Below are 26,353 nucleotides of genomic sequence, written 5' to 3'. Positions count from 1 at the left end.
TATCTATTCGCTGTGTATTATATTTGTTCCAATAAAAACTACTAGGATAACAATTATGACACCCGCAATTAATTTACTTAAAAAGTTAAAAATCAAATTTAATATCCATCAGTATAAGCACGATCCAAACCAAACCCGCTATGGGCAAGAAGCTGTCGATAAGCTTGATCCTAGCTTAAATGTGACTGCCGCTCAGGTTTTTAAAACGTTGGTTGTAAGTTTGAATGGTAACCCTAAAACCCTAGGTGTTTGCGTGTTGCCCGTTGATAGCCATTTAGACCTTAAAAAAGCAGCAAAAGCCTTAAACTGTAAAAAAATCGATCTGGCAGATCCGAATTTAGCACAAAAAGTAACGGGATATTTAGTTGGAGGCATCAGTCCTTTAGGTCAAAAACAAACGCTTCCAACACTTATTGATTTAAGTGCCACTCAGTACAACACTATGTTTGTGTCTGGCGGTAAAAGAGGCTTAGAAATCGAAATTTCCCCTCAAGATTTAGCCAATATATTACAAGCTACATTAATTCAAATAACAACTTAAAAATAGTTAATGGTAATCAAACTTGAATATAGCCAATGGGTTAGTAAATCAATATGATAACTAGGTAGATGTTTATTTTTACAGCGCACATAATTTATGTACAATGAAAAAGGCATAAGACGTTGTCTTATGCCCTTAAAATGTTTTATCGATAAAATTATCGATAAAAAATAATCGACTTATTTAATTGCTTCTTTTAAGCTTTTACCTGATACGAATGCAGGTACTTTGCTTGCTGCAATTTTGATTTCTTTACCTGTTTTTGGGTTACGACCAGTACGTGCTTTACGATCATTAACTTTGAATGTACCAAAACCAACTAATTGAACTGGTTCACCAGCTTTTAATGATTCAGTAATAGCAGCTAAGGTAGCTTCTAACGCTGTTTTAGCGGCAACTTTAGTAATATCAGCTTTGCTAGCAATAGCGTCAACAAGTTCTGTTTTATTCATGGGTATATCCTTACATATTATTTTATTGTTAAAGTTAACATTATACACGAAGTAAGAATCTAAAATTCTAACTTCGCTACTGTAAACAATGTTTAGATTACATTGCTGTTAAATGTAGTCTATATTTGCTTAATGTTAAAGAAAAATTTAATAAAAACTAAAAAAATTACACTTGAAATGACTTAATCGCTTAAAAAAACACCAATATTGCTTGTTCTAACAGACCTGATTTCATCTTTTAAACCTTTTATTAATTCACTCTGTTCGTTGTTTTCATCACGCAATAATCGAAACAGTTCCCACTGTAAATCAAATTCATCAATTACACTAGGTAAGGTTTGTTGTTCATCTTCCGTTAGCGCAACATTAGTTTTGGTCATTTCAAATTCGGCAACTGTGGTGGCAGATAGGCTGCTTACTTTGGCACTATGTTCAGCAATTTCACCACTTAAATAAGAGTGTAAAACCTCGCTAAGCGCATGACAGGCATCAATAGCTGGGTAGACCATGTAAGGGCTGTCGTCAGTTACTGTAGGAATAATCGCTTCTAATTTTTCAAGCTGTAAATCAAAATTGATTTTGGCATCTTCAACCAGTAGTGATTCCCAAACTAAATCTAGTATTTTTTTGTAACTTTTTGGCGCTTCGTCATTTTGTTGTTGCTGGTAATAAAAAACAAAATTAGGGTACATTCGTTCACATAAACAAGCCATAAATAAACGTTGTTGCCATTGCGGTAGTTTTTCTATTCTTAATTGAACGGGATTTTTAATCATGATGAAACCTTTTTGACTGTTGATGCACTGCTTCAATTAAATATTGTACATGTTCGACAGGAATGTCTTGATGGATACCGTGACCTAGATTAAAGATATGTCCATTATAAGCACCAAATTCATTAAGAACGCCCTCTACATTAGATTCTATTGTTAGTTTGTCTGCATATAAAACCGATGGATCTAAGTTGCCTTGTACGGCAATGTGCCCTTTTTGTGTGATGGTACTTAAATTAACTGTCCAATCAACACCGATTGCATCACAACCCGTATTGACAATGCTATCTAACCATAATCCCCCGCCTTTTGTAAAAAACGTAACAGGTACATATGAAGTGATATCTTGAGTTTTTTGACCACGTTTTAATTTTGATAAGATTAATTGCATATAATGCAGTGAAAATGTTTGATAACTTTGATGGCTTAATACGCCGCCCCAAGTATCAAAAATCATAATGGATTGTGCTCCAGCTTCGATTTGAGCATTTAAGTACAATGCTACGCTGTCTGCGAGCTTTTCCAGTAATCGATGTAACGCTTTAGGATGACTGTAAAGCATTTTTTTTATTTTAGTAAATGCTTTACTGCTTCCCCCTTCGATCATATAGGTGGCTAATGTCCATGGGCTACCTGAAAATCCAATTAATGGTACTTTGCCATTGAGTTCTTTTCGGGTTAAACGAATTGCGTCCATCACATAGCGAAGTGATTGCTCAGGATCAGGTGTCGGTAATTGCTCAATATCGGACATGCAAGTGATCGATTGTGTAAACTTAGGGCCTTCACCTGCTTCAAAATGTAAACCAAGCCCCATAGCATCAGGAATAGTTAAAATATCCGAAAAAATAATAGCCGCATCAAGTTCATATCGCGCTATAGGTTGTAAAGTTGCTTCACAAGCAAGTTCTGGGGTTTGACATAATGTCATAAAATCGCCCGCTTTTGCTCTTAATTGACGATATTCAGGTAAATAACGGCCAGCTTGGCGCATCATCCAGATCGGAGTGTAGTCAACAGGTAGACATTGCAAAGCGCGTAAATAGCGATCATTTTTTAATTGGCTCATATCTTCAGCTCTTTAAATAAAGATGTTGGTTTGTCAAAAAGTTTAGAAAAGTATGCGTTTAAGTAAACAAATCACCTAATTTATCTATTACTTGTGATCTTAATCTTGAGGTTGTGATAATGTATTTTTAGCATACTGAATCAAAGTCTCAGAGATATTTTGCATCACACTACTTTCTGGCGCAAAACGGTGCCAATATAGCATTCGCCTTTGATATAGCCCTTCGGTTAAATTAATGAGTTCGCCACTTTTTAATTCTTGTTCAACCTGTAATTTAGGTAACATACAGCAAGCGGAACCTTGTTTAGCTAGTTGTACAAAGGCTTCTGACGAACTGGTAATATGGCAAATGACACTACCAGGAGTGAGGTTGAAGTTTTCTTGCAAAAAGGCCTGATGCATGTCATCTAAATGATCAAATGCAACCGCTGGGGCTTTTAATAATGAGGATCGAGTAACACCATTTGGAAAGTATTTTTTAGCAAAATCAGGCGAAGCAACAAAAATGTAGTCTAATGCACCTAATAAATCAGATAAACACCCCGGTAAAGGATTGGCCTGAATGCTAATTGCCGCAACGACAGTACCTAAGCGCAATAGTTCTAATGTATGTTCTTCATCTTTGACTTGTATATCAAATCGTAAGATATTTTTATCTAAAACTGGTTTTAATGCAGGTAAAAGCCAAGTTGCTAAAGAATCAGCGTTTATCGCAATAGATAATGATAATGGTGTGGTGTTTTGGTCGTTATCACCCAGCCATTGTTGTTCTAATAACTCAACTTGATGCAATAACCCTAGCAGATGTTCGCCTTGCTTAGTTGCTTTCGGTGGTATGGTTCTTACCAACAATTGCTGACCAAAAAAGCTTTCTAATTGCTTAATGCGTTGCGATACCGCAGGCTGTGTAATACACAGTTTATCTGCTGCTCGCTCAAATCCTCGCTCTTTTATCACTGCATCTAACGCTTGTAATGCTCTATAATCTGGACGCTTCATAATCTCTTTACTAATGATTTGATCATTGCTTGAATATTCAAGCTAGTTTGATATCGCAATAAGTTTCACACATATCAAAAAGTTGATATATTTTCTTAAAATCCTGATGATTTTTACTTTTTAATTGGGTACTATGCCATATCTTCAATAATTTTTCTTTCAAAATTTTATTTTTTTAGAAAATTATCCTTAAATTAGGGTGATACTATGACTCAAGACGAATTGAAAAAGGCCGTAGGTTGGTCAGCATTAAAATTTATCAAACCCGATTCTTATGTCGGTGTGGGAACAGGTTCAACGGCATCTCATTTTATTGATGCGTTAGCAACAATTAAAGATCAAATCAAAGGTACTGTTTCAAGCTCAGAAGCATCAACTCAAAAGTTAAAAAGCTATGGTATTAATGTATTAGATTGTAATGAGGTCGATTGTTTAGATGTTTATGTCGATGGTGCAGATGAGATAAATCATCATTTACAAATGATTAAAGGTGGTGGTGCAGCTTTAACGCGTGAAAAAATTGTTTCTGCTATTGCTAAGCAATTTATTTGTATTGTCGATGAATCAAAAGTGGTTGATGTTTTAGGCTCATTTCCATTGCCTGTTGAAGTAATCCCAATGGCGCGATCTTATGTTGCTCGCGAATTATTTAAATTGGGAGGTAAACCAATATATCGTCAAGGCGTCGTTACTGATAATGGTAATGTGATTTTGGATGTTCATGATCTGGTTATTTCAAAGCCAATGGAATTAGAAAATCGAATTAATAGTATTGCTGGTGTGGTCACTGTTGGCTTATTTGCTAATAAAGGGGCTGATATTGCACTAGTTGGCTGTAGCACTGGTGTAAAAGAGCTAAAAATAGATCATTAGAATCAACTTGTCATGTTGTATAACAAGTAATTATCCATTTGCATTTTGAAGGAAAAAGGAAAGAGAGGAAATAATGGTTATTCAGACTTTAACCAAAGATGAAAACAAGTTTTTGTTACTTGAGGGCGTTCATCCTAGCGCAATAGATATATTAAAATCAGCCGGTTTTACTAATATTGAATATCAAAAAAGTGCCCTATCGTCCGAAGAACTAAAACAAGCCTTAAAAGATGTCCGTTTTATTGGTATCCGCTCAAGAACTCAATTAACTAAAGATATTATTGACTCAGCGCCCAAACTTGCCGGTATCGGTTGTTTTTGTATTGGTACGAATCAAGTCGATCTTGATGCTGCCACTGTAAAAGGTATTCCTGTATTTAATGCACCATTTTCAAATACACGATCCGTTGCTGAACTTGTTTTAGCTGAAGCTATTTTGCTATTGCGCCGAGTTCCCGAAGCAAACGCTAAAGCACACCAAGGTAAATGGAATAAGATTGCCACCGGTTCGCACGAGGCTCGTGGTAAAAATTTAGGTATCATTGGTTATGGACATATTGGTAGTCAATTGAGTATTTTAGCTGAATCATTAGGGATGAATGTTTATTTTTACGATATTGAAACAAAACTACCTTTAGGTAATGCTAAACAAATTTCAACAATGAAAGAATTACTAGCGATAAGTGATATTGTTTCTATGCATGTGCCAGAAAACGCAACTACCATCAAAATGATCAGTAATAACGAAATCGAGGCTATGAAGTCAGGCGCAATTTTGATTAATGCTTCGCGTGGTAAAGTCATTGATCTCGATGCATTAACCAATGCACTAAACGCAAATAAACTTAGCGGGGCTGCTATTGATGTTTTTCCAACTGAACCTGCTAGTAATAACGATCCATTTGAATCGCCATTATGTCAATTTGATAACGTCATTATTACACCACACATTGGTGGTTCTACTAGTGAAGCACAAGAAAATATCGGTATTGAAGTTGCCACCAAACTCGCTAAATATTCGGATACTGGCGCAACGCTTTCAGCCGTTAACTTTCCTGAGGCTTCTTTACCTATTCCAGCTAAAGGCTCAAGCCGTTTTATTAATATTCACCATAATCAACCCGGTGTGTTAACAGCAATTAATACGCTATTTGCCGAGCAAGGATTGAATATTTCAGCACAGTATTTGCAAACCGATGCCAAAATTGGTTATGTTGTGATTGATATTGATAGAGTTGAGCAAAGTAAAGCTGAAGAGTTATTAGTTAAGCTGAAAAATGTACAAGGAACAATCCGAGCAAGATTGTTATTTTAAATAAATTTCGAAAAATTCAGCTATTTTTAGTCGAAAATTTAAGCTAGTTAGATGGGTTAATATTATTTTTATAATATTTAACCCATATCCAAACAAGAGCTATTATGTTTTAACATCAAAATAATTTTTTGGTTTTTCCTAAGTTGCGTTTCAGCAGCAATATTTTTATATTATTTATTGGCTATTTTTAATTCAATCCTTTTTTGCATTAATCCATTTTTTGAGATAATTTTTTAATTATATAACAAATAAAAAAATAACAAATTAACAATAAAAACAGAAACTTAAATCCATAGGTTACTAAAATAGCAACAATAGTCAATAATCATCTATTTTTATTGGACTTTACTATTTAGTTGGCGTAATTTGTATACATAATTACATCGTTATTCTATTTAAGGAGAATATATTATGGCTAAAAGTACTACCTCTACTAAAAGACTACAACAAGCAGCAATTTTATTCCCTACTGACTTAGGTCAAAAAGCATCAAAAGACATTTCTGGCGCAATGAATTCTGTGTTGGCTGATGTATTTGCTTTATATTTAAAAACTAAAAACTTTCATTGGCATGTAAGTGGTCCTCACTTCCGTGATTACCATTTAATGCTAGATGATCATGGTGAAGAGCTATTTGCTATGACAGATCCAATTGCTGAACGTGTGCGTAAATTAGGCGGTACAACATTACGTTCAATTGGTCATATTGCTAAATTACAAAGTATTTCTGATAATGATGCAGATTTTGTCGAACCATCAGATATGCTTGCAGAACTCTGTCAAGATAATGTGAAATTAACAGAACGTATGCGTGTTGCACATGATATTTGTGATAAATATAACGATACAGCAACTGCAAGTTTAATCGAAGAATGGATTGATCAAACAGAAAGACGTGCTTGGTTCTTATTTGAAACTGGACGCAGAATGGACTCATCTGGTCATTAATATTTTCTAATAAAATATTAATAATTACCCATAAGGGGCACATAAGTGCCTCTTATAGTTTAAATATAAGTGAGGATTGAAGATGAGTAAAAAAATTGCAGTATTGGTTGGAAGTTTACGTAAAGATTCTTTTAACTTAAAAGTAGCAAAAGTTTTTCAAAAAATCGCACCACCATCACTTTCATTACAAATAATTCAAATTGGGGATTTACCTTTATATAATGAAGATATTGATACCGATTCCCCTCCACTTTCTTATACTCGTTTTCGCAAAGAAATAGCTGATTGTCAGGGTGTTATTTTTGTTACACCAGAATATAATCGAGGGTTACCTGCAGTCATAAAAAATGCATTAGATGTCGGTTCTCGACCTTACGGTAAGAGTATTTGGTCAAAAAAACCAGCAGCAGTTGTTTCTGTTTCACAAGGTGCAATTGGTGGCTTTGGTGCTAATCATCAATTACGACAGTCTTTAGTCTTCTTAGATATGCCAACACTACAACAACCTGAAGCTTATATTGGTAATGTAAATGCTTCTTTTGATGAGAGCGGTAATATTACAGCCAAAAGTAAAGCGTTTTTAGCCGCTATTATTAATAACTATGCAAGCTGGGTTGAAAAGTTAAGTTAATAACGCTTTATTTTACGATTTACAGTCAATATAATTGGCTGTTTTTTTAACAAGTAAGTTAATTCGTTTTCTCATGCATCTATTTTTACCTAATAGTGAACAAGAATTATTACATCGTGCCCAATTAGTGGCAGGCTATACTTTTGGTGAAATAGCACAATATTTGAATATTCCTATTCCCGCTGATTTAAGCAAACAAAAAGGTTGGGTAGGTAATCTTATCGAAACTTTTTTAGGTGCGAATGCGGGTAGTAAGGCGGAACGTGATTTTGCTAGTTTGGGAATTGAATTAAAAACCATTCCTGTTGATAAGCAAGGTAAGCCATTAGAAACTACTTTTGTGAGTGTTACACCATTAATGGCTAATCATGGCGTTATTTGGGAAACAAGCCACGTTAAATATAAACTATCAAAAGTCCTTTGGATACCCATTGAAGGACAAAGGACGATTCCTTTAATAGAAAGAAAGGTGGGAAATCCTATATTATGGACACCAACCCCAGAACAAGAGCAACAACTTAAGCAAGATTGGCAAGAATTGATGGATATGATAACTCTTGGACAAGTTGAGAAAATTACTGCACGCTACGGTACTTATTTACAAATTAGGCCTAAAGCGGCAAATGGGAAAGCGCTTACTGAGGCAATTGGTGAAAACGGTCAGATTATTTTAACTCGTCCTCGAGGGTTTTATTTAAAAAAAGCATTTACAATGCAAATTTTAAGCTCTGCGGTAAAATATTAATTACTATTTTTTTAGAAATTTAATATTAACTAGCCTGACTTAAATTTAAATCAAAGACTATCAAGCATTAAAATTTTTGAATTCCGTTGATAATTGTAAAGTTGCTTTTTTTTAATTGGTAAGTCTTTGACTTCAGCGGGATTAAAGCCTTTTTCTCTAAACCAATGAATACTTCGTGTTGTTAAAACAAATATTTTTTTAAGCCCGAGTGCTTTTGCTCTTTCAGTTAATTTGTCAATAAGCACATCACCTCGAGATGAGTTGCGATATTCAGGATGAATAGCTACGCAGGCTATTTCACCCATTTGTTCTTCTGAATAAGGGTAAAGAGCGGCACAACCGATTGTCATGTTATCACGTTCAATAATGGTAAATTTATCAATTTCTATTTCTAATTGTTCGCGCGAGCGTTTTACTAAAATACCTTGTTCTTCAAGTGGGCGAATAAGTTCTAAAATTCCCCCGATGTCGTTAATCGTCGCAGAACGAATTTGTTCAGAATGTTCCATTGCTACTTGCGTACCAATACCATCTCGTGAAAAGAGTTCTTGTAATAACGAACCATCAACTAAATAACTTACTAAATGACTTCGCCTTACACCGTAGCGGCATACTTTTGATGCTGCACGTAAAAAACGTACTTCACTAGATAAATGTTTACCTTGTTGCTCTTTTTGTTTTACATAATTATCAGCATCTACCGGATAAAGATCGGTAATAACACAACCATGTTCATCTAAAACCCCCTGTTCAGCACAAAAGCCAATTAATTTATCGGCTTTTAAGCGAATAGCAACTTCAGCGGCAACATCTTCTGATATTAAATTAAAACTTTCACCAGTTACAGAAACACCAACAGGGCCTAATAATACAATCGAACCACGATCTAGCTGCTCTGCTATTGCTTCATTGTTTATACGGCGGATTTTTCCTGTATGACAGTAATCAATACCATCATCAACCCCTAAAGGTTGTGCTATAACAAAATTACCGCTGACTACACTAATATGAGCACCTTGTAATGGGGTGTTATTTAAGCACATTGATAAACTTGCAGTAATATTAAGCTGTAATGATCCTGTCACTTGTTTAATTATATCAAGTGTTGTTGCATCAGTAATACGAGTGCTTTTATGGTACCTAGGAGTAATATTATGATTTTTTAAAGACTCGTCGATTTGATTACGAGCGCCATTGACAATAACAAGTTTAATGCCAAGACTATACAGTAAACCGATATCACTAATAATATTTGAATAATTATTACTTTTTAAAACAGCACCCGTAAGTAAAATTACAAATATTTTACCGTGATGTGCATTAATATAAGGAACAGAATGTCTTAAACCATCAACTAACTCAGTTGTACGCTCTTTCATTTTCACAAACACCTTGAGTTGAATATTAATTCATTAATTTCGTATTTTTATTCATTTTAAGCTTTATGGCAAGCTTTTTTTAAAATATCAATAATCTTAATATCCAATATTTGTTAATAGCAAAAACTTAATAGTGATAACAATTTAATTAAAATAATTGGTTTAAAAAAGTTAGAAAACATAATAAAAAAAGAGCATGTTTTTTAACATACTCTTTAATATTAAAGCGTTATTATATTTTTGTTAAATCAATTACCTTTTTAAAACGGTAAAAAACAATTGAACCTAAAATGACACTTGATAAAGCAATAAAAAAATCAAATAAAATAGCGTAACTAACATCTATGATTGCTAGTTTAGGTACAATCTGTGGAATCACAAAAAAGGATAATCCACTTAATGTATACATGCAACCAACTGCAAGTCCTTTGCGAGTTGGAAACATTTGTTGCATGACAACTAATGTTAATTGTAATACTCCACCTGCTGCAAAAAACCCCATTCCAACTGCCGCAACAAAACACATTATGGGCGATATATTGAAATAAAAAATAATTAACACTAGTGCAGAAAAAGCAGGAAATATGATGATACAAATTATTGGCTTTAAGAGATGTTTAACAACAAAGGCTGTAATAAATACCGATATGATCGATGCGGCACTATAGTAACTAATCAATTTTCCAGCGTAACTCATACTCATACTAGCGCCTGTCATCGCTATCATAGGGAGCCACTGTAAAATAATGACAAATGTTGCTGTTGTGGTAAACCCCATAATAATCAGTAAAATTCCTTCTAATTCAAATCGAGGTTTATCTTTGAAATAGTTACCAAAACTTTTATTACCTCTAATTACCGTATCTTTATAAGGGAATTTTTGTGGTAATAATAGTAAACCATTAATGGCTAAATAAGCAGTGAAGCCAAGAAATGCCCAACCATACCATATCTCGTTTGTATAAAAGAAAGCAACAATAAAAGGAAGTATTAGTGTACCGATAGAGATAGAAGCTTTGATAAGCACGCTTGCTGAACTTGCAGAGCTAGGAAAGCACTCAGTCAAAGCTGGCATTGACCCTGTATCTAAAAAAGAGTTACCAGCCCCAACAGCAATTGCTAGACAGAAGGCAATATTAATATCAGTACAAAAGGTCATACCCACAAAGAAAATTGCATAACAGGTCATACCTAGATAAATAAATAACTTTCTCCCGAATTTATCCGATAAAACTCCGCCAAAAAACATTAAACATATTTTACCTATTCCGATACCCGATGCTACATAACCAAGCCCTATTATATCGGTATTTAATTGCTTTGTAAGTGCCAAAGAAAATTGCATAATTACAATTAACGCAATACTTTGAATAATATAGTTTGCATAAATAGAACCAACAATCCTATAACGATTGACCTTTCGATTATCCATTTGTCTTACTCCATATGTAAAACATAATACTTTGTTTTATTAAAAATATAAGTAACAATATTAAATTGTTTTCTAGTGTCAAAAAATACCACTTTTTCAGTGGCGTTTTATAAAAAAATTAAATTAAACTTAAATTATTTCAAGAATTTGAGAAAGAATCAGACTTTCATCTTGGTCAACATTGACTACATGGTGAGCAGCATCATGATACAAAGGTAGTCTTTCAGCCAATACTTTTTCCATCTCATCAATAATTGACAAGCCTGTTAGTGAGGGTCGTTGAGCAACATTAGGGTCTTTCATTAAACGTGCCGCTAAGGTCGCAACAGGTGCCGATAAAAAGATAACTGTACCATTTTGTTTCATAAATTTACGGTTATGCTCAGCTAATACCATTCCGCCACCAGTTGCAATAACACAATTGGGTTTAGTTGTGTCAACAAGCACTTGGCTTTCTCTTGCCCTAAATCCTTCCCAACCTTCTTTTTCAACAATTTCGGCTACTGTTTTTTGAGTTGTTTCAAGTAAGTGCTTGTCAGTATCAATAAAAGAAAACGATAACTTATTAGCTAACATTTTTCCCATCGTTGTTTTACCTGCAGCCCTTGCACCAACCAAAAAAATTGTTTTATTCATATTAGAGGTGTCCTTTCTGATTTACAGAATATGTTAACCATGCTAGTGATTTGTTCTTTTTTTTGCAATATATTTTTCATACATTATTTAATTTGTTGAAAAATAAAATTTTTTATAAAAATGTAATAAAACATATAAAAATATTATCGTAAATATTTATTTACATTAAATTATAGAAAATCCTAAATAACAGTAAAATTAAAACTTTGTTGGTAATGTCAATTAGCAGAGCTTTTCTAAACCACGAAAATAAAGCTCTGTCGCAATCGATTGATGTAATCGCCACTGAATAATATCAAGATCAGTATTTACCTTTTTGAATTCTTCGTATGTCATAAAATAACGAATAGTATTGCTACCAACACGATCATTGATACTATTGATGATAATATTTATCTTTTCGATTCGAAGCTTTTTTAGCTCTTGCATTGCTGTTGCAACAAACTCCGGAATAGATTTAGTACCGTTTTCCCAATCATGCCAAGTATCAATATCTGTTTTTCCAATATATTTACTGGCTTCTGATACTTTTAACATGAAAAAACGACGGTACGCTTGTAATTCTAAGTTAGTCATAAATATTCCTTATTGTAATTCTCATTGGTTATTCAGTTAATATTGTTAGTTTTTTAGTTCAATTGAATAAAACTCAAATTTAATAATCACAAAATAAATTATCCAAATAACCGAAAATAACTAATTCTAATTTAACTAGCCACAGTTGTTGCCATTGTGGTAATTATTTTTTAGTTAAAGCATCAATTACAGCCTGTTTTGCACGCTCAGAAAGATCCTTTCCAGTCCAAATTTTAAATTGAGCATTGGCTTGACCTATAAACATTTCACGTCCAGAAATAGATTCCCAACCTGCTTGCTCTGCTTCTTGTCTAAAACGTGTATTGTATGGAGTATAAACGATATCATAAGCTACTCCTTTTCCTTTAAACCAAGCTTGGTCGTAAGGAGTTTGATCTTCAAATTTCCCCGTCATGCCTAGTGGTGTTGAGTTAATTATGATTTGAGCTTCAACCTCACTGCGGTCTTCCCATTTAATTATTTTTAAGTTGAATTCATTAGCTAGTATTTGAGCTGACTCATCCACAATATCAGTTACTGTAATATTGGTATAACCAAGATCCTGTAAGCCAACAACGGCTGCACGTGCAGCACCGCCTGCACCAAGTAATAACACTTTGTTATATTCTGCAGGTAGTTTTTTGTTTTTAAGTGGTTCCATAAATCCAACAATATCTGTATTGTCACCACAGAGCTTATCACCACGCCAATACACTAAATTAGCAGCTCCCGCTTTTTTTACATGCTCTGTCACTTCATCTAAATAAGGAATAATCGTTTGCTTATGCGGAATAGTGACACATAAACCTCGAATATTTAATAATCTTACCGATTTAAATAGAGTTGCAATCTCTTGTGGAGGTGTAGCAAAAGGAACTAAAACAGCAGGAATGCCATAGTCTTGGAATGAAGTAGTATGAATGAGAGGGCTCATACTATGTCCTAAAGGATAACCGATAATGCCGTATATACTGTATGGCGTAAATTGGCTCATATAACCTCCATGAAAATTAAAAAATGAAATTTAATAGGTAAAATCTATAATTTAGTATTAAAACATATTTATTATAAAATTAAACCGTTTTTGTATTTAATCAAAATAATTTAAATTAGAAAGTAATTGTTTTAATAATAACAAAATAAAATAAATGTTATCTATTTGTTAATATTCATTTGAGCAATAAAATTATTTTATGCTTAAATAAGATAATGCTTGAGAATTTTCGTATAACAGCGTATACTTCGCTACCTCATTATTGTGGGTGTAATGTGAGAGGTAAACTGCTTCTCAGATAGAACTGCAGTAAACTAAAAGCCTGACGAGGTTAATTCCATTAACATATTACGCCCAGGGCTTAAGCATAGAAATTTCGGAGAATTATTGACATGTCACGAGTATGCCAAGTAACAGGAAAAGGTCCTTTAGTAGGAAATAATCGTTCTCATGCGATGAATGCTACTAAACGTCGTTTTCTACCAAACCTTCAAACTCACCGTTTCTGGATTGAGAGTGAAAAGCGTTTTGTAAAACTACGTGTATCTGCTAAAGGTATGCGTACTATCGATAAAAAGGGTATTGATGCAGTTTTAGCTGAACTTCGTGCCCGTGGTGAAAAGTACTAATAAGGAAACCATATCATGGCAAAAGGTGTACGCGAAAAAATTAGATTAGTTTCTTCTGCTGGTACAGGTCATTTTTATACCACTAGCAAAAACAAAAGAACTATGCCTGAAAAAATGGAGATCAAAAAATACGATCCTGTAGTTCGTCAGCATGTAGTTTATAAAGAAGCTAAAATCAAATAGTTTTAAATAAATAAAAAAGCCCAGCTATGCTGGGTTTTTTTATGTTTTTTTAATATGAATATTATTAATTGCTTGCCACAATAACTATTTAAGCAATAAAAAAGCTTCAGTTTTTAGCTGAAGCTTTAGTAAACAAATAATGATTTTATTTTAAATATTGCTGTTCATAAGCTCTTGCTTTATTATCATCAAAAACATGTTCCCAACGAGCAATAACTATTGCAGCTAATGCATTACCTACTACATTAACTACAGTTCTTCCCATATCTAAAATTCGTTCAACCCCCATAATATAACCAATACCTTCAAGAGGAATGCCAACACTACCAAGTGTTGCCGATAGAACTAAAATCGATGCACCAGGAACACCTGCGATACCTTTAGAAGCAATCATCAATGTAATAACAATAATAATTTGATCCAAAATTGTGAGATCAATTTTAAAAAGTTGAGCTAAAAAGATAACAGTTATACTTTGATAAAGTGTCGAACCATCAAGATTAAATGAATATCCCGTTGGAATCACAAAGCTAGTTATTGATTTTGGAGCACCATAAGCTTCCATCTTTTCAATAATCTTCGGTAGCGCTGTTTCTGAACTTGCCGTTGAAAATGCAATGACTAGCTCCTCTTTTAAGATTCTTAGCAATGTAAAAATATTGAAGCGACAAAGTTTGCAAACCAGACCAAGTACCACTAACGTGAAAATGATCATTGCCGAATATACAGTCAAAATTAATTTAAATAAAGGCAATAAAGATTCAAAACCATATTTAGCAACAGTTACAGTGATAAGTGCAAATACACCAATTGGTGCATAACGCATTATCATATTGGTTACTTTAAACATGGTATCTGAAATTACTTTTAAAAAGAAAAGAAACGGTTCACGCTGTTTGTCAGGTAAAGACATTAATCCTAAACCAAAAAAGACACAGAAAAAGATAACTGGTAAAACAGCACCATCCGTCATAGCTTTAAAAATATTTGCAGGAATCATATCGAGAATCATAACAATCAAACCATGTGGTTTTCCGCTTAATTCTTCTGCTGCTTTTGCATATTTACTCACATCAGTTGTTGCAAGTGTAGATGAATCAATACCCGATCCTGGTGAAAAAATATTTCCCCAGCAAAGGCCTAATAAAATAGCAATAGTGGTAATAATCTCAAAATAAAGTATTGTTTTAAAACCTAAAGTTCCCAATCTTTTCGAACCGCCAATACCTGCAATACCTAACGTTAATGTACTGAGTATGATAGGTAATACAATCATTTTAATTAAACGAATAAAAATATCGCCTGCAGGCTGAAAAATATTAACTATCGAAAATTGATAATAAGAATGTAATGGATGAGATGGAACAGAAAGCTCAAATAAATAAGCTCCCATCGCAACACCTAAAACCAAAGCAATTAAAATCTGCCATGCAAGATTTGTTAAAATTTTTTTTGTAAAAAATGCCATCTAATACTATTCCTTTTCGAGGTTATTCTAAATAAAAAAGGATTAGTTAATATCACTAATCCTTTTTTATAATTAAAAATTATTCTTCGGATCCTTGTTCTAAATCACTCCGCTCTTCACTATGAGGTAATAAATCGGATTCACTATCATCCTCTGTTTCAGCTATTCGCTGTAATCCCACAACCTTTTCTGTTTCTGCTGTACGAATAAGCATAACGCCTTGAGTATTACGACCGACAATACTTACTTCTGAAACTCGAGTGCGAACAAGCGTTCCTGCATCTGTAATTAACATGATTTGATCCGTTTCATCAACCTGAACCGCACCAACCACAGCACCATTACGCTCACTTACTTTAATAGAAATAACACCTTTAGTTGCTCGTGATTTTGTTGGATATAATTCTTGCTGTGTACGTTTACCATAACCATTTTGGGTTGCTGTTAATATTGCACCGTTTCCACGAGGTACTATCAGAGATACCACTTTGTCATCACTATCAAGCCTTATACCTCGAACACCCGCAGCAGTTCGTCCCATGCAACGAACTTTATTAGCTGGGAATCGAACAACTTTACCATTTGCTGAGAATAACATAATATCTTCAGTCGTTGAACATTGCGCAACTTCAGCATCTTCAACATCAATGTCTTCGATGACGATATCATCATTCATTTCTTCATCATCAGTCATAGCGGAAGGATCATTACTGGTTAAGTCAACGCCAATTAATTCATCATCATCACGCAAATTAATCGCAATAATGCCACCACTTCGTGGACGACTAAATTCAATTAAAGATGTTTTCTTAACTGTACCTTGTGCTGTTGCCATAAATACACAATGTTCATCATCAAATTCTCGAACTGGTAAAATTGCAGTAATACGTTCGTTTTCTTCTAGTGGTAATAAATTTATTATTGGACGACCACGAGAGCCACGACTAGCTTCAGGTAATTGATAAACTTTCATCCAATATAATCGACCCCGGCTTGAAAAACAAAGAATCGTATCGTGAGTATTAGCCACTAATAATTTTTCAACAAAATCTTCTTCTTTAATTTTAGTTGCAGATTTACCTTTGCCACCACGACGTTGAGCTTCGTAATCAGAAAGAGGCTGATATTTTACATAACCTTGATGAGAAAGAGTAACCACCACATCTTCTTGAGCAATAAGGTCTTCAATATTAATATCTGCACTGCTTGCGGTAATTTCTGTTCGTCTAGCATCTTGGAATTGGTCTCGAACAGCCTCAAGCTCTTCACGAATCACTTCCATTAAACGCTCTGAACTTGCCAAAATATGCAATAACTCACCAATTTGAACTAACAACTCTTTGTATTCATCAAGAATTTTTTCATGTTCAAGGCCCGTTAAGCGGTGTAAGCGAAGATCTAAAATCGCTTGAGCTTGTGCTTCTGATAAATAATAATGTCCATCATGAATACCAAACTCTGGCGCTAAATCTTCTGGTCTAGCTGCATCATTACCTGCTTTTTCTAACATAGCTGCAACATTCCCAAGTTGCCAAGCTTGACTCAATAATTTAGTTTTTGCTTCACTAGGCGTTGCTGCAGCACGAATTAGTTCAATGATAGGATCGATATTAGCTAGTGCAATTGCCAAACCTTCTAATACATGAGCACGTTCGCGTGCTTTGCGTAGTTCATAAATAGTTCGACGAGTTACTACTTCACGGCGATGAAGAACAAATGCTTCAATCATCTCACGCAAATTTAACAGTTTAGGTTGACCTTTATGCAAAGCCACCATATTAATGCCAAATGAAACTTGTAATTGAGTTAAAGAAAAAAGGTTATTTAAAACAACTTCACCAACCGCATCGCGTTTTATTTCAATAACAATACGCATACCATCTTTATCAGATTCATCACGTAATGCTGAAATACCTTCCACTTTTTTATCTTTAACTAATTCAGCAATTTTTTCGATTAATTTTTTCTTATTAACTTGATATGGAATTTCGTTAACGATAATCGTTTCACGACCACTATGATCGTCAACTTCAATTGTTGCTCTAGATCGAATATAGATAATACCACGACCAGTGCGATAAGCATTTTCGATGCCCTTTCTACCATTGATTAATGCTGCTGTTGGAAAATCTGGACCGTGAATATATTCCATTAAACCATCAATCGAGATATTTTCATCTGCAATGAAGGCCAAACAACCATTAATAACTTCAGATAGATTATGAGGAGGAATGTTAGTTGCCATACCAACAGCAATTCCAGATGAACCATTGATCAATAAGTTAGGAATTCGCGTTGGTAACACATCAGGAATCATTTCAGATCCATCATAGTTTGGCGAAAAGTCAACAGTTTGTTTATCAAGATCTGTAAGCAATGCTCCTGCAAATTTTTGCATCCGAATTTCGGTATACCGCATTGCGGCTGCCGAGTCACCATCAACAGAGCCAAAATTACCTTGCCCATCAACTAGCATATAACGCAATGAAAATGGTTGAGCCATACGCACAATTGTGTCATAAACAGCAGAATCACCATGCGGATGGTATTTACCAATTACATCCCCAACAACACGTGCCGATTTTCGATAAGGTTTATTCCAATCATACCCTGCTTCATGCATTGCAAATAAAACACGCCTATGCACAGGCTTTAAACCATCTCGCACATCAGGTAATGCTCGACCTACAATGACTGACATTGCATAATCAAGATATGAAGACTTTAGTTCATCTTCAATATTAACGGGAGTTATTTCTTTGGCTAGTTCGGTCATAACACCATGTTCTCTTATTAATTTAAATCATCAAACAGTTCATAATTGTAGCATAAAATAGCTATTAATGCAGAACTAAACTACTTTTATTTCAACTTATTCATTATGGATAAACAATGTATTTTCAATTAATTGGCATAGACAATTTAAAATCATGGCATGCATTTCATAAGCCATCACTTTTTTATAAGATGGGATTCTAATTTCAATATCATTTTGACCTAATAAACCAATTACTTCACCACCATCAAAAGCTGTTAATGCAACAATTTTCATATCTTTAATTACTGCTTCTTGGACGGCTCGAATGATCGAGCGACTATTTCCTTGACACGTAGCTATAATTAAAACATCGCTTTGTTGTCCTAATGCTTGAATTTGACGAGCATAAACTTCTTCATGATTGGCTATCGCACTTAATAAAACATTGTCCGATACTAAAGCTATTGCTGGAATACTTGGTCTTTCGATGTTAATACTAGTGATTAAACGTGAAGTAAAGCTTTGTACATTGGCCGCCGATGAGCCATTACCACAACTCACAATCTTATTGCCATTAAGCAAACTCTCGACAATGATATTTGCGGCCTTTTCGATAGAATAACCAAGTGATTCTGCCATCACGATTTGAGTCTGAATACTTTCAGTAAAATAGTTTTTAATTAAATCTTGCACGTTTTCACCTAAAAATTAAAATGCATTGATAATCCACTTTTGCCTTTTACCTGTAATAGCAAAAACATCAAATCTAAACTCTGTATCTTCAATGTTTAAATTTTGCTCTATCATCCATAGCTGAGCAGCCTGTTTTATCTTATTTTGTTTATTTAATGTTACGGTCATTTCGGCATCACCAAAATTCGCATTTTTTCGATAACGTACTTCAATAAAAACAATACAATCATTATCTAACATAATTAAATCAAGCTCACCAAAGCGAAATTGGCTATTATGAGCAAGAAGTTTGAGACCTTGCTTTAGTAGATATTGGCAAGCAATATTTTCATAATGCTCACCAATTTGTTTTTTATTCGCTCTTAGAATCTGATTTAGCATCACCATAGATATATTGTTGCCAAGAGAGTGAGCGAGTCACTTCACATTGTTCTGTTGAGGATAGTTTACCAGTCATTCCATCTAAAAAATTAGGTTGATATGAATTAAGCTGGTTAAACCGATTAGCAAGTCTCCATGCGTCAATTCCCATTGCATATAGACGCATTAATGAATAATCTTTTTGAACATTACTCGGTATATTTGTATTTACATTATCCTTTTGATTCACAATCATAGGAATTTCTGCATATTCAGTTTTATTCATATCATAGTTAAAATCTTTAGAAGCATTAGCAACATGACTTTTTGAACTTGAATAAAGAATGATAGTTGATGAATTGCCAATAGTTTTATTTGCGCCCATATCAAGCATTGGTTTTATCAATGTCAATTCATCATATGAAGAGTAAACATAAATAGCATCAAACCCAGTAGATAACATTCCCTCTGATAAGCCTTCATTATTCAAAATAGGATTTCCTGTAAGGCTAATACCTACATTCCGATTCATATTGGCGCTTAACGTTGTAGTATTGCCAAAATATTGTACATAAGCTTGTGAATTATTTGCCGATAATTGTGACCACTGTGCAGCAAAACTTTGTGCAACTCGTCTTCCCAAATCTGTTTGGGGGACTAATAGTAGTGGTTTTACTTTATTTTGAGAATAAATATGGTCTGCAGCATCTTTTGCTTCATCCTCAGGAGATAAAGCAAAAAAACACATTTTATTAGCAGAAGCAGCCGTGTTATCAATCTTATTTAAGGCTAAAACAGGAATAGGTGGCGCTAGTTCTTTTATTTTTGCAACTTCATTTTTTAATAAAGGTCCTACAATTAAGTCAACATTCTGTTCCTGTGCTTGTTGAATTAAAGTATCTATAGGCGCACTGGTTGTATCCAATACAATCACATTTTGTTGGGGTTCTTGTGGGAAAAAATTTATAGCATTGATGTAACCTTGGCGAATAGTTTCACCAAATATACGAGAAGAACCGTTTAATGGTAATAATAAAGCAACATTTTTTGCATTAGCATCAACAGAAAGTGTTTTTCCACCAGTTAATATGGAAATAATATCGTTAGCTGGGTGATCTGGATATTGCGTAGCCCAACTGTTGATAGCTTGATTCAATAATTTTTTTTGATTTTCAGATTTTGCAGCAATTGTTTCTGGAGTATCTTCATCTTGTGAAGCTAGTGTTTTAGTATTATTTTGATAAATATAAGCTAATTCAACCCAACCTCGTAATACTATGTCATTTTCATCAACAAAAACTTTACCAAGTTTATCAGATTTCAATTTATGGAAAAAATCCCATATATTGTTTAATAATTGTCTTTTTTGAGCTTCTGATACATATTTTTCTAATTGAAGATAATCATGAGCTTGGGCATTAATATCTTTACTATTTATATCTAGCCTTAATTTTATAGTGTAATAACGGTATAACTGTGAATTAGTAAATTTTTCGAGAGCAAATTGATTAAGGTCAAACTTTTTTCTCTTTTTTACAGCAATTTCTCCCTCTGATAATAACTTCTCTATCTGTTGTTCAGCATCAAGATTAAGAGGCAAATTTGATAATAATACGTTTGCTTGCGAAAATTTATTTTCTTTTATTAAAGCGCGAATAGCTAATAGTTGCCAATTAACTTTAATGGAACCAGTGCTATTATCCGCTTGTGACAAATAATAGTTAGAGTTTTGATGATCATCAAAGACAAAGGACTTGTTTGATTTAAGACTACATCCCACTAAAAATACAAATAATGACATTATTAACACAACACAAAAGGAGCGTTTCAGATTCATACCTATTCCCTTATAAGTTTTTATCCCCAAATTCGTTGTACATGAACGGTGACTTCTTCTCGATCATGATAAAGCTGTTTAGCCTGAATTTGTACATTAATTTTCTTATTATTTAATTCGTTGCTTAGTAATTGTAAACTTTGTTTTACTTCTTCATAACGCTTTTTCATTGGTAATTTAAGATTAAAAATAGTCTCTCTACACCAACCATTAATTAGCCATTTAGCTATTAATTCGGTAACTTTAGTTGGTTTTTCAACCATATCACAAACTAACCAATAAATATTATGCTTTTTAGGAATAAATTTAAAACCATCTTCTCTATAATGTTTGACTTGACCGGTTTCCATTAATTTTTCATTCATCGATCCATTATCAATGGCATAAACCATCATACTTCTTTTTACAAGTTGATAAGTCCATCCCCCTGGACAAGCTCCTAAATCAACAGCATTCAACCCGCCTTTTAATCGCTCATCCCACTCTTCATAAGGGATAAAGATATGAAAAGCTTCTTCTAATTTTAACGTAGAGCGACTCGGAGCATCAGAAGGGAATTTTAGTCGTGGAATTCCCATATAAAAAGGGGAATTATTTTGGCTAAATGAATAACCAACATAACAACTATTATTATTGATAAAAAATAAATGAATAACAGGACGAGAAGGATTTTCAATTTTCAATAAAATACGTTTATTTCGTAATGCCTGACGAAGAGGAACCGTAAATTTACGACAGAAACCTGAAAGTGCTTTACCTTCATTAGTATCAGCAACTTCAACTCGTAAATCACCCGCTTTATCTATACATCCAGATAATGCATTAGTAATAGGAGATATACGATCATTTGTTGGTAAATTAACTAATAAGTCACCAGAAACAAACATTTGTCGTGCAAAAATAAGTGTCCGAAAAGACAAATCCTTTATTAGTAATTGAGCATCATCATCTTGATAACATTCAAAAATAACATAACTGCTGTGTTCTTTTACTTTAGCAAAACCATATATTTCTTTTTTCGCAGCTCTATCTGTAATTTCCGCCGCACACTCTTTTTCAAATCCAGGACGACAATATAAAATAATTTTATTTAGTTTTTGCATATTGTAATTTTTTGCTCTTTTAACTGATATTATAAAAAACCGTATTAATCAGATTGCACACTATCAGAATATAAAGGGGCATCTCCTTTCGGGCGAGTTTTGAATCGACGATGTAACCACATATATTGTTCAGGTGCTTTTAAAATTTCTTGTTCAATGATTTTATTCATGAACGTTGCCGCTAAAACATCATCTTCTACAGGAAACCCTTCAACTCTAGGAGAAATATAAACAATATAGCGGCCACTTTTTTCCCGTTTAGGTGTAAATGGGATAATAGCAGGATGACCTAACTTAACTAATATACGCGTACCTACTGTTGTCGCAGCTTTTTCGACTGAAAATAGTGGAGCAAAAACACTATTTTTAGGACCATAATCATGATCGGGGGCATACCAAAGCAATTCACCATTTTTTAATGCTCGAATCATACCTTTTGTGTTATGACGTTCCAACATATATTTGTTTGATTTTAAACGACCTTTAAGTTGAATATAATCCATAACAGGATTATCATTCGGTCTATACACCCCCACACCAGGATGACTCATTCCCAAAATACGTGCGCCTAATTCTAATGTTAAAAAATGGATACCGATAAGTAAAACACCTTGACCTGACTGTTGCGCCTTTGTTATGTAATTATCACCAATAATAGATGTATGACGCGCTAAACGTTTATCGGACCAAAACCAAGCCATACCAGTTTCAAAAATAGCTAACCCAGTAGAAATAAAATTCTCACGTAACATCTGATCACGTTCTTGTTGTGTTTTTTCAGGGAAACAGAGTTTAAGATTTTGTCTCGCTGTCTCTTTACGTTTACCAATTAACTTCATCGAGAGTAATCCTAACCCTCTTCCCAATTGATAAATAATTGGGTATGGCAATAAAACAATTAAATATAAAACACCAATACCAAGCCACGTTAACCAATAACGGGGATATAATAAATTTTTAGTAAAAATAGGGCGAATTTCTTGATTTTGACTCATATTAAGATCAAATATTATTAATAATACAGTTATTTATTATATACTATATCTTGTTTTTCGGGAGCATAAAAATAAACAAAGCTTAAGGCGTCATATCATTATTCAGTTGTAATATTTGTTATCAAATTATATTAAGTTAAGTCATCGTTAATAATTAAAACTATTAGCTATGTTCAATTTTCAAAATTACCTATTTTTATGCTGAGACAAATATTTTTCTGAAACTTTTTGACAAAAAATCAAACAGCAACAGGCGCCTTGATTGCGGGATGGGGATCATAACCAACAATTTCAAAATCCTCAAACCTATAATCAAAAATTGTTAGAGGTTTACGTTTAATAGTTAATTTTGGTAAAACTCTTGGTGCACGACTTAATTGCAAATGGGCTTGTTCTATATGATTAGAATAAAGGTGTGTATCACCACCAGTCCACACAAAATCACCTACATCCAGTTCACATTGTTGTGCAACCATATGAACTAACAATGAATAGCTGGCGATATTAAATGGTAGCCCTAAAAACACGTCACAAGAACGCTGATAAAGCTGACAAGAAAGTTTACCGTTTGCAACATAAAATTGGAAAAAAGCATGACATGGTGCTAATGCCATTTGTTCTAATTCTCCAACATTCCAAGCAGAAACAATCATACGTCTAGAATCAGGATCATTTTTAATTTGATCAATTAATTGTGAAATTTGATCTATTTGACGACCATCGGTAGTCCCCCATGTACGCCATTGTTTCCCATAAATAGGCCCTAAGTCACCGTTGGCATCAGCCCATTCATCCCAAATTGTTACTTTGTTATCTTTTAAATACTGGATATTAGTATCGCCTTTTAGAAACCAAAGTAACTCATGGATAATTGAACGTAAATGACATTTTTTAGTTGTGACAAGAGGAAAACCTTCTTGTAAATTAAATCTCATTTGATGCCCAAAAATAGATAGCGTTCCAGTACCCGTTCTATCTGACTTAGGCACGCCTTCATCTAAAATTTTTTGCATTAACGCTAAATATTGTTTCATCGTATTTTCGCCTTATTATTAAATCTATACGCAAACAAAATAATTAAAATACCACCAATAATCATTGGCAGACATAATATTTGCCCCATACTAATAACATTTAAAAATAAACCTAACTGTTCATCTGGTTGTCTAAAAAACTCTATAACAAATCTAAATAAACCATAACAAAGCAAAAATAATCCAGATACTGAGCCAGTAGGTCTTGGTTTTCGGATAAAAATATTCAAAATAATGAATAGTACAATTCCTTCAAACATCATTTCATAAAGCTGTGAAGGATGTCGTGGCAAAATACCATTAAGCTGAGAGTAAAGTGAAAACCATTCAGGATGAGATTGAACAAACATAAAATCGGCATGTGATGATGTTGGAAATAGCATACCAATAGGCAAATTAGTTACTCTTCCCCAAAGTTCTCCATTAATAAAATTACCAAGTCGTCCAAACATTAAGCCAATTGGAACGAGTGGAGCAACAAAATCACCTACTTGCATAAAAGTTTTCTTTGTCTTTTTGGCAAAAATAGCAATAACAAAAATAGAGCCAATCAAGCCTCCATGGAAAGACATGCCACCTTCCCAAACTTTAAATAAAATTACAGGATCTTTTATAAATGAATCAAAATTATAGAAGAAAACATAACCTAACCTACCTCCAATAAAAAGGCCTAAAAATCCCCAAAATAACAAATTTTCAACCTGTTGTAATGTCCACTTGCTATTTGGTTTATTTGCCCGGCATTTAGCCAAATAAAGGGCTCCAAGTACACCAAATAAATACATTGCACCATACCAATGGAGCGATATAGGGCCAATAGAAAAAGCTATTGGATCGATTTGAGGAAATTGCAAATATTGATTCATTTTTTTATACGCTTTTTATTTTTACGTTTATGAGCAAAGAAATTAAATCGTTTCTTTTTAGGAATATTGGTAATAGGTACATCTATTTCAATTTGAATTGAAAAAACAATACAAGAGAACTCCTTCATTGCTTTCCTATATACATCTCTTTTAAAAGAAATAACTTGCCGAATAGGATACCAATAGTTAACCCACTTCCAATCATCAAACTCAGGAGTTGACGACATATTAAGATTAATTACAGATACATCAGATATTAATTCTAATAAGAACCACTTTTGTTTTTGCCCAATACAAACAGGTTGATTTTCCCAACGAATCATTCTTTTCGGTAATTTGTATCGTAACCAACCATTAGTAACAGATAAAATTTTTACATCTTTTGATGATAAACCTACTTCTTCGTTTAATTCGCGAAACATTGCCTGCTCAGGCGTTTCGTTTTGTTTTATTCCGCCCTGAGGAAATTGCCAAGAATTTTGCCCATAACGACGAGCCCAAAGTACCTGACCATACCTGTTACAAATAACTATTCCTACATTTGGACGGTAGCCATCATTGTCAATCACTGACTACCTCAAAAATTTATTTTTATATAGCTAAATTGTTTCATACATAAAGCAATAAATAAATAAAAAAATAGTACTAATAGAATAAATACGCCTTTTCTGTGTATTTTTCACACTAATCAATATTTATCATAATATTAATCATCATAGCTTACTGCTTCGTTATTTCTCTAAATAAAAATCCCAAAAGCAAAAAAGCCCAGCATCACTGCTGGGCTCATCTATTTAAAAGTCTGGCGGCACCCTACTCTCACATGGGTAATACCCACACTACCATCGGCACTACGGCGTTTCACTTCTGAGTTCGGCATGGGGTCAGGTGGGACCACCGCGCTATTACCGCCAGACATATCCTGTCTTCTCTTTCTCAATCGGTGTGCATTACTCACAACTACACCAATCGCTCAATCCGGAACAAACTGTTTATCTAAATTTTAATCATCTCTTCGCGTAACCCAAAACAACTCCGAGTTGTAAGGTTAAGACTCTCGGTTC

The 26,353-nt window shown here is 33.8% G+C and carries 27 protein-coding genes and 1 rRNA gene; 8 read left to right on the top strand and 20 right to left on the bottom strand.

Going from position 1 to position 26,353, the window contains the following annotated elements:
* The first annotated feature begins 55 nt into the window (after positions 1 to 55).
* The gene (gene ybaK / locus GQ596_RS04500; RefSeq protein WP_160400494.1) at positions 56 to 541 is read left to right on the top strand and encodes a Cys-tRNA(Pro) deacylase; all 486 of its coding nucleotides are present in this window, start codon (positions 56 to 58) and stop codon (positions 539 to 541) included.
* 179 nt (positions 542 to 720) lie between these two features.
* On the opposite strand, the gene GQ596_RS04495 is transcribed toward ybaK, so the two are convergent.
* The 4 genes from GQ596_RS04495 to GQ596_RS04480 form a co-directional block, all read right to left on the bottom strand.
* Entirely contained in the window at positions 721 to 993 is a 273-nt protein-coding gene (locus GQ596_RS04495) for an HU family DNA-binding protein (protein WP_110434661.1), read from the bottom strand.
* 182 nt (positions 994 to 1,175) lie between these two features.
* Positions 1,176 to 1,769, bottom strand: a complete 594-nt coding sequence (locus GQ596_RS04490; protein WP_160400493.1) for a YjaG family protein — start codon at positions 1,767 to 1,769, stop codon at positions 1,176 to 1,178.
* The gene (hemE, locus tag GQ596_RS04485; RefSeq protein WP_160400492.1) at positions 1,762 to 2,835 is read right to left on the bottom strand and encodes a uroporphyrinogen decarboxylase; all 1,074 of its coding nucleotides are present in this window, start codon (positions 2,833 to 2,835) and stop codon (positions 1,762 to 1,764) included. The genes GQ596_RS04490 and hemE overlap by 8 nt, the downstream gene beginning before the upstream one ends.
* Positions 2,836 to 2,934: 99 nt before the next feature.
* A complete protein-coding gene (locus tag GQ596_RS04480) occupies positions 2,935 to 3,834 on the bottom strand; it encodes a LysR family transcriptional regulator ArgP (RefSeq protein WP_160400491.1) in 900 nt (299 codons plus the stop codon).
* Between the two features lie 207 nt (positions 3,835 to 4,041).
* Between GQ596_RS04480 and rpiA the strand changes: the two genes are divergently transcribed.
* From rpiA to mutH, 5 genes are all read left to right on the top strand, one after another.
* On the top strand, positions 4,042 to 4,707 hold the full coding sequence (gene rpiA / locus GQ596_RS04475; RefSeq protein ID WP_160400490.1) for a ribose-5-phosphate isomerase RpiA: 666 nt from the start codon (positions 4,042 to 4,044) through the stop codon (positions 4,705 to 4,707).
* A 73-nt stretch (positions 4,708 to 4,780) separates the two neighbouring features.
* On the top strand, positions 4,781 to 6,022 hold the full coding sequence (gene serA, locus GQ596_RS04470) for a phosphoglycerate dehydrogenase (RefSeq protein WP_160400489.1): 1,242 nt from the start codon (positions 4,781 to 4,783) through the stop codon (positions 6,020 to 6,022).
* Between the two features lie 411 nt (positions 6,023 to 6,433).
* Positions 6,434 to 6,970, top strand: coding sequence for a Dps family protein (locus GQ596_RS04465; RefSeq protein ID WP_160400488.1), 537 nt, complete (start codon positions 6,434 to 6,436; stop codon positions 6,968 to 6,970).
* An 82-nt stretch (positions 6,971 to 7,052) separates the two neighbouring features.
* A complete protein-coding gene (locus GQ596_RS04460) occupies positions 7,053 to 7,601 on the top strand; it encodes an NADPH-dependent FMN reductase (RefSeq protein ID WP_160400487.1) in 549 nt (182 codons plus the stop codon).
* 73 nt (positions 7,602 to 7,674) lie between these two features.
* Entirely contained in the window at positions 7,675 to 8,346 is a 672-nt protein-coding gene (gene mutH, locus GQ596_RS04455) for a DNA mismatch repair endonuclease MutH (protein WP_160400486.1), read from the top strand.
* 50 nt (positions 8,347 to 8,396) lie between these two features.
* Here the strand turns inward: mutH and argA are convergent, their stop codons facing one another.
* The 5 genes from argA to aroE all read right to left on the bottom strand — a co-directional run bounded on the left by argA (position 8,397) and on the right by aroE (position 13,363).
* Entirely contained in the window at positions 8,397 to 9,725 is a 1,329-nt protein-coding gene (argA, locus tag GQ596_RS04450) for an amino-acid N-acetyltransferase (RefSeq protein WP_160400485.1), read from the bottom strand.
* Between the two features lie 232 nt (positions 9,726 to 9,957).
* Positions 9,958 to 11,157, bottom strand: coding sequence for an MFS transporter (locus GQ596_RS04445; protein ID WP_160400484.1), 1,200 nt, complete (start codon positions 11,155 to 11,157; stop codon positions 9,958 to 9,960).
* A 129-nt stretch (positions 11,158 to 11,286) separates the two neighbouring features.
* Entirely contained in the window at positions 11,287 to 11,793 is a 507-nt protein-coding gene (aroL, locus tag GQ596_RS04440) for a shikimate kinase AroL (protein WP_160400483.1), read from the bottom strand.
* Between the two features lie 222 nt (positions 11,794 to 12,015).
* Positions 12,016 to 12,369, bottom strand: coding sequence for a DUF1870 family protein (locus GQ596_RS04435; protein WP_160400482.1), 354 nt, complete (start codon positions 12,367 to 12,369; stop codon positions 12,016 to 12,018).
* A 163-nt stretch (positions 12,370 to 12,532) separates the two neighbouring features.
* The gene (gene aroE / locus GQ596_RS04430) at positions 12,533 to 13,363 is read right to left on the bottom strand and encodes a shikimate dehydrogenase (RefSeq protein WP_160400481.1); all 831 of its coding nucleotides are present in this window, start codon (positions 13,361 to 13,363) and stop codon (positions 12,533 to 12,535) included.
* 392 nt (positions 13,364 to 13,755) lie between these two features.
* Between aroE and rpmB the strand changes: the two genes are divergently transcribed.
* Both rpmB and rpmG read left to right on the top strand, forming a co-directional pair.
* Positions 13,756 to 13,992: a 50S ribosomal protein L28 gene (rpmB, locus tag GQ596_RS04425; protein WP_034884345.1), complete on the top strand. Its 237-nt coding sequence runs from the start codon at positions 13,756 to 13,758 to the stop codon at positions 13,990 to 13,992.
* Positions 13,993 to 14,007: 15 nt separating this feature from the next.
* A complete protein-coding gene (gene rpmG / locus GQ596_RS04420) occupies positions 14,008 to 14,175 on the top strand; it encodes a 50S ribosomal protein L33 (RefSeq protein ID WP_034884348.1) in 168 nt (55 codons plus the stop codon).
* 145 nt (positions 14,176 to 14,320) lie between these two features.
* Here rpmG and gltP read toward each other — a convergent pair whose 3' ends face one another.
* From gltP to rrf, 11 genes are all read right to left on the bottom strand, one after another.
* Positions 14,321 to 15,643: a glutamate/aspartate:proton symporter GltP gene (gene gltP, locus GQ596_RS04415; RefSeq protein WP_160400480.1), complete on the bottom strand. Its 1,323-nt coding sequence runs from the start codon at positions 15,641 to 15,643 to the stop codon at positions 14,321 to 14,323.
* A 79-nt stretch (positions 15,644 to 15,722) separates the two neighbouring features.
* Positions 15,723 to 18,419: a DNA topoisomerase (ATP-hydrolyzing) subunit A gene (gene gyrA, locus GQ596_RS04410; protein ID WP_160400479.1), complete on the bottom strand. Its 2,697-nt coding sequence runs from the start codon at positions 18,417 to 18,419 to the stop codon at positions 15,723 to 15,725.
* Between the two features lie 96 nt (positions 18,420 to 18,515).
* Positions 18,516 to 19,094 (bottom strand): SIS domain-containing protein, encoded by a 579-nt coding sequence (locus tag GQ596_RS04405; RefSeq protein ID WP_160400478.1) that lies wholly within the window; start codon positions 19,092 to 19,094, stop codon positions 18,516 to 18,518.
* Positions 19,095 to 19,109: 15 nt separating this feature from the next.
* A complete protein-coding gene (locus GQ596_RS04400; protein WP_160400477.1) occupies positions 19,110 to 19,475 on the bottom strand; it encodes a YraN family protein in 366 nt (121 codons plus the stop codon).
* Positions 19,447 to 21,255: a penicillin-binding protein activator gene (locus GQ596_RS04395; protein ID WP_160400476.1), complete on the bottom strand. Its 1,809-nt coding sequence runs from the start codon at positions 21,253 to 21,255 to the stop codon at positions 19,447 to 19,449. The genes GQ596_RS04400 and GQ596_RS04395 overlap by 29 nt, the downstream gene beginning before the upstream one ends.
* Before the next feature lie 56 nt (positions 21,256 to 21,311).
* A complete protein-coding gene (gene rlmM, locus GQ596_RS04390; protein WP_160400475.1) occupies positions 21,312 to 22,394 on the bottom strand; it encodes a 23S rRNA (cytidine(2498)-2'-O)-methyltransferase RlmM in 1,083 nt (360 codons plus the stop codon).
* Positions 22,395 to 22,438: 44 nt separating this feature from the next.
* A complete protein-coding gene (gene lpxL / locus GQ596_RS04385; protein WP_160400474.1) occupies positions 22,439 to 23,389 on the bottom strand; it encodes an LpxL/LpxP family Kdo(2)-lipid IV(A) lauroyl/palmitoleoyl acyltransferase in 951 nt (316 codons plus the stop codon).
* A gap of 239 nt (positions 23,390 to 23,628) precedes the next feature.
* Positions 23,629 to 24,423 (bottom strand): thymidylate synthase, encoded by a 795-nt coding sequence (gene thyA, locus GQ596_RS04380; protein WP_160400473.1) that lies wholly within the window; start codon positions 24,421 to 24,423, stop codon positions 23,629 to 23,631.
* A complete protein-coding gene (gene lgt, locus GQ596_RS04375; RefSeq protein WP_160400472.1) occupies positions 24,420 to 25,289 on the bottom strand; it encodes a prolipoprotein diacylglyceryl transferase in 870 nt (289 codons plus the stop codon). The genes thyA and lgt overlap by 4 nt, the downstream gene beginning before the upstream one ends.
* Positions 25,286 to 25,858, bottom strand: a complete 573-nt coding sequence (gene rppH, locus GQ596_RS04370) for an RNA pyrophosphohydrolase (RefSeq protein ID WP_160400471.1) — start codon at positions 25,856 to 25,858, stop codon at positions 25,286 to 25,288. Before rppH ends, lgt begins: the two co-directional genes overlap by 4 nt.
* A 231-nt stretch (positions 25,859 to 26,089) precedes the next feature.
* Positions 26,090 to 26,205, bottom strand: a 5S ribosomal RNA gene (gene rrf / locus GQ596_RS04365).
* Between the last annotated feature and the right edge of the window lie 148 nt (positions 26,206 to 26,353).

Source organism: Gilliamella sp. Pra-s60 (assembly GCF_009795755.1).
Classification (GTDB): domain Bacteria; phylum Pseudomonadota; class Gammaproteobacteria; order Enterobacterales; family Orbaceae; genus Gilliamella.
This window is presented reverse-complemented; position numbering and strand designations above follow the sequence as displayed.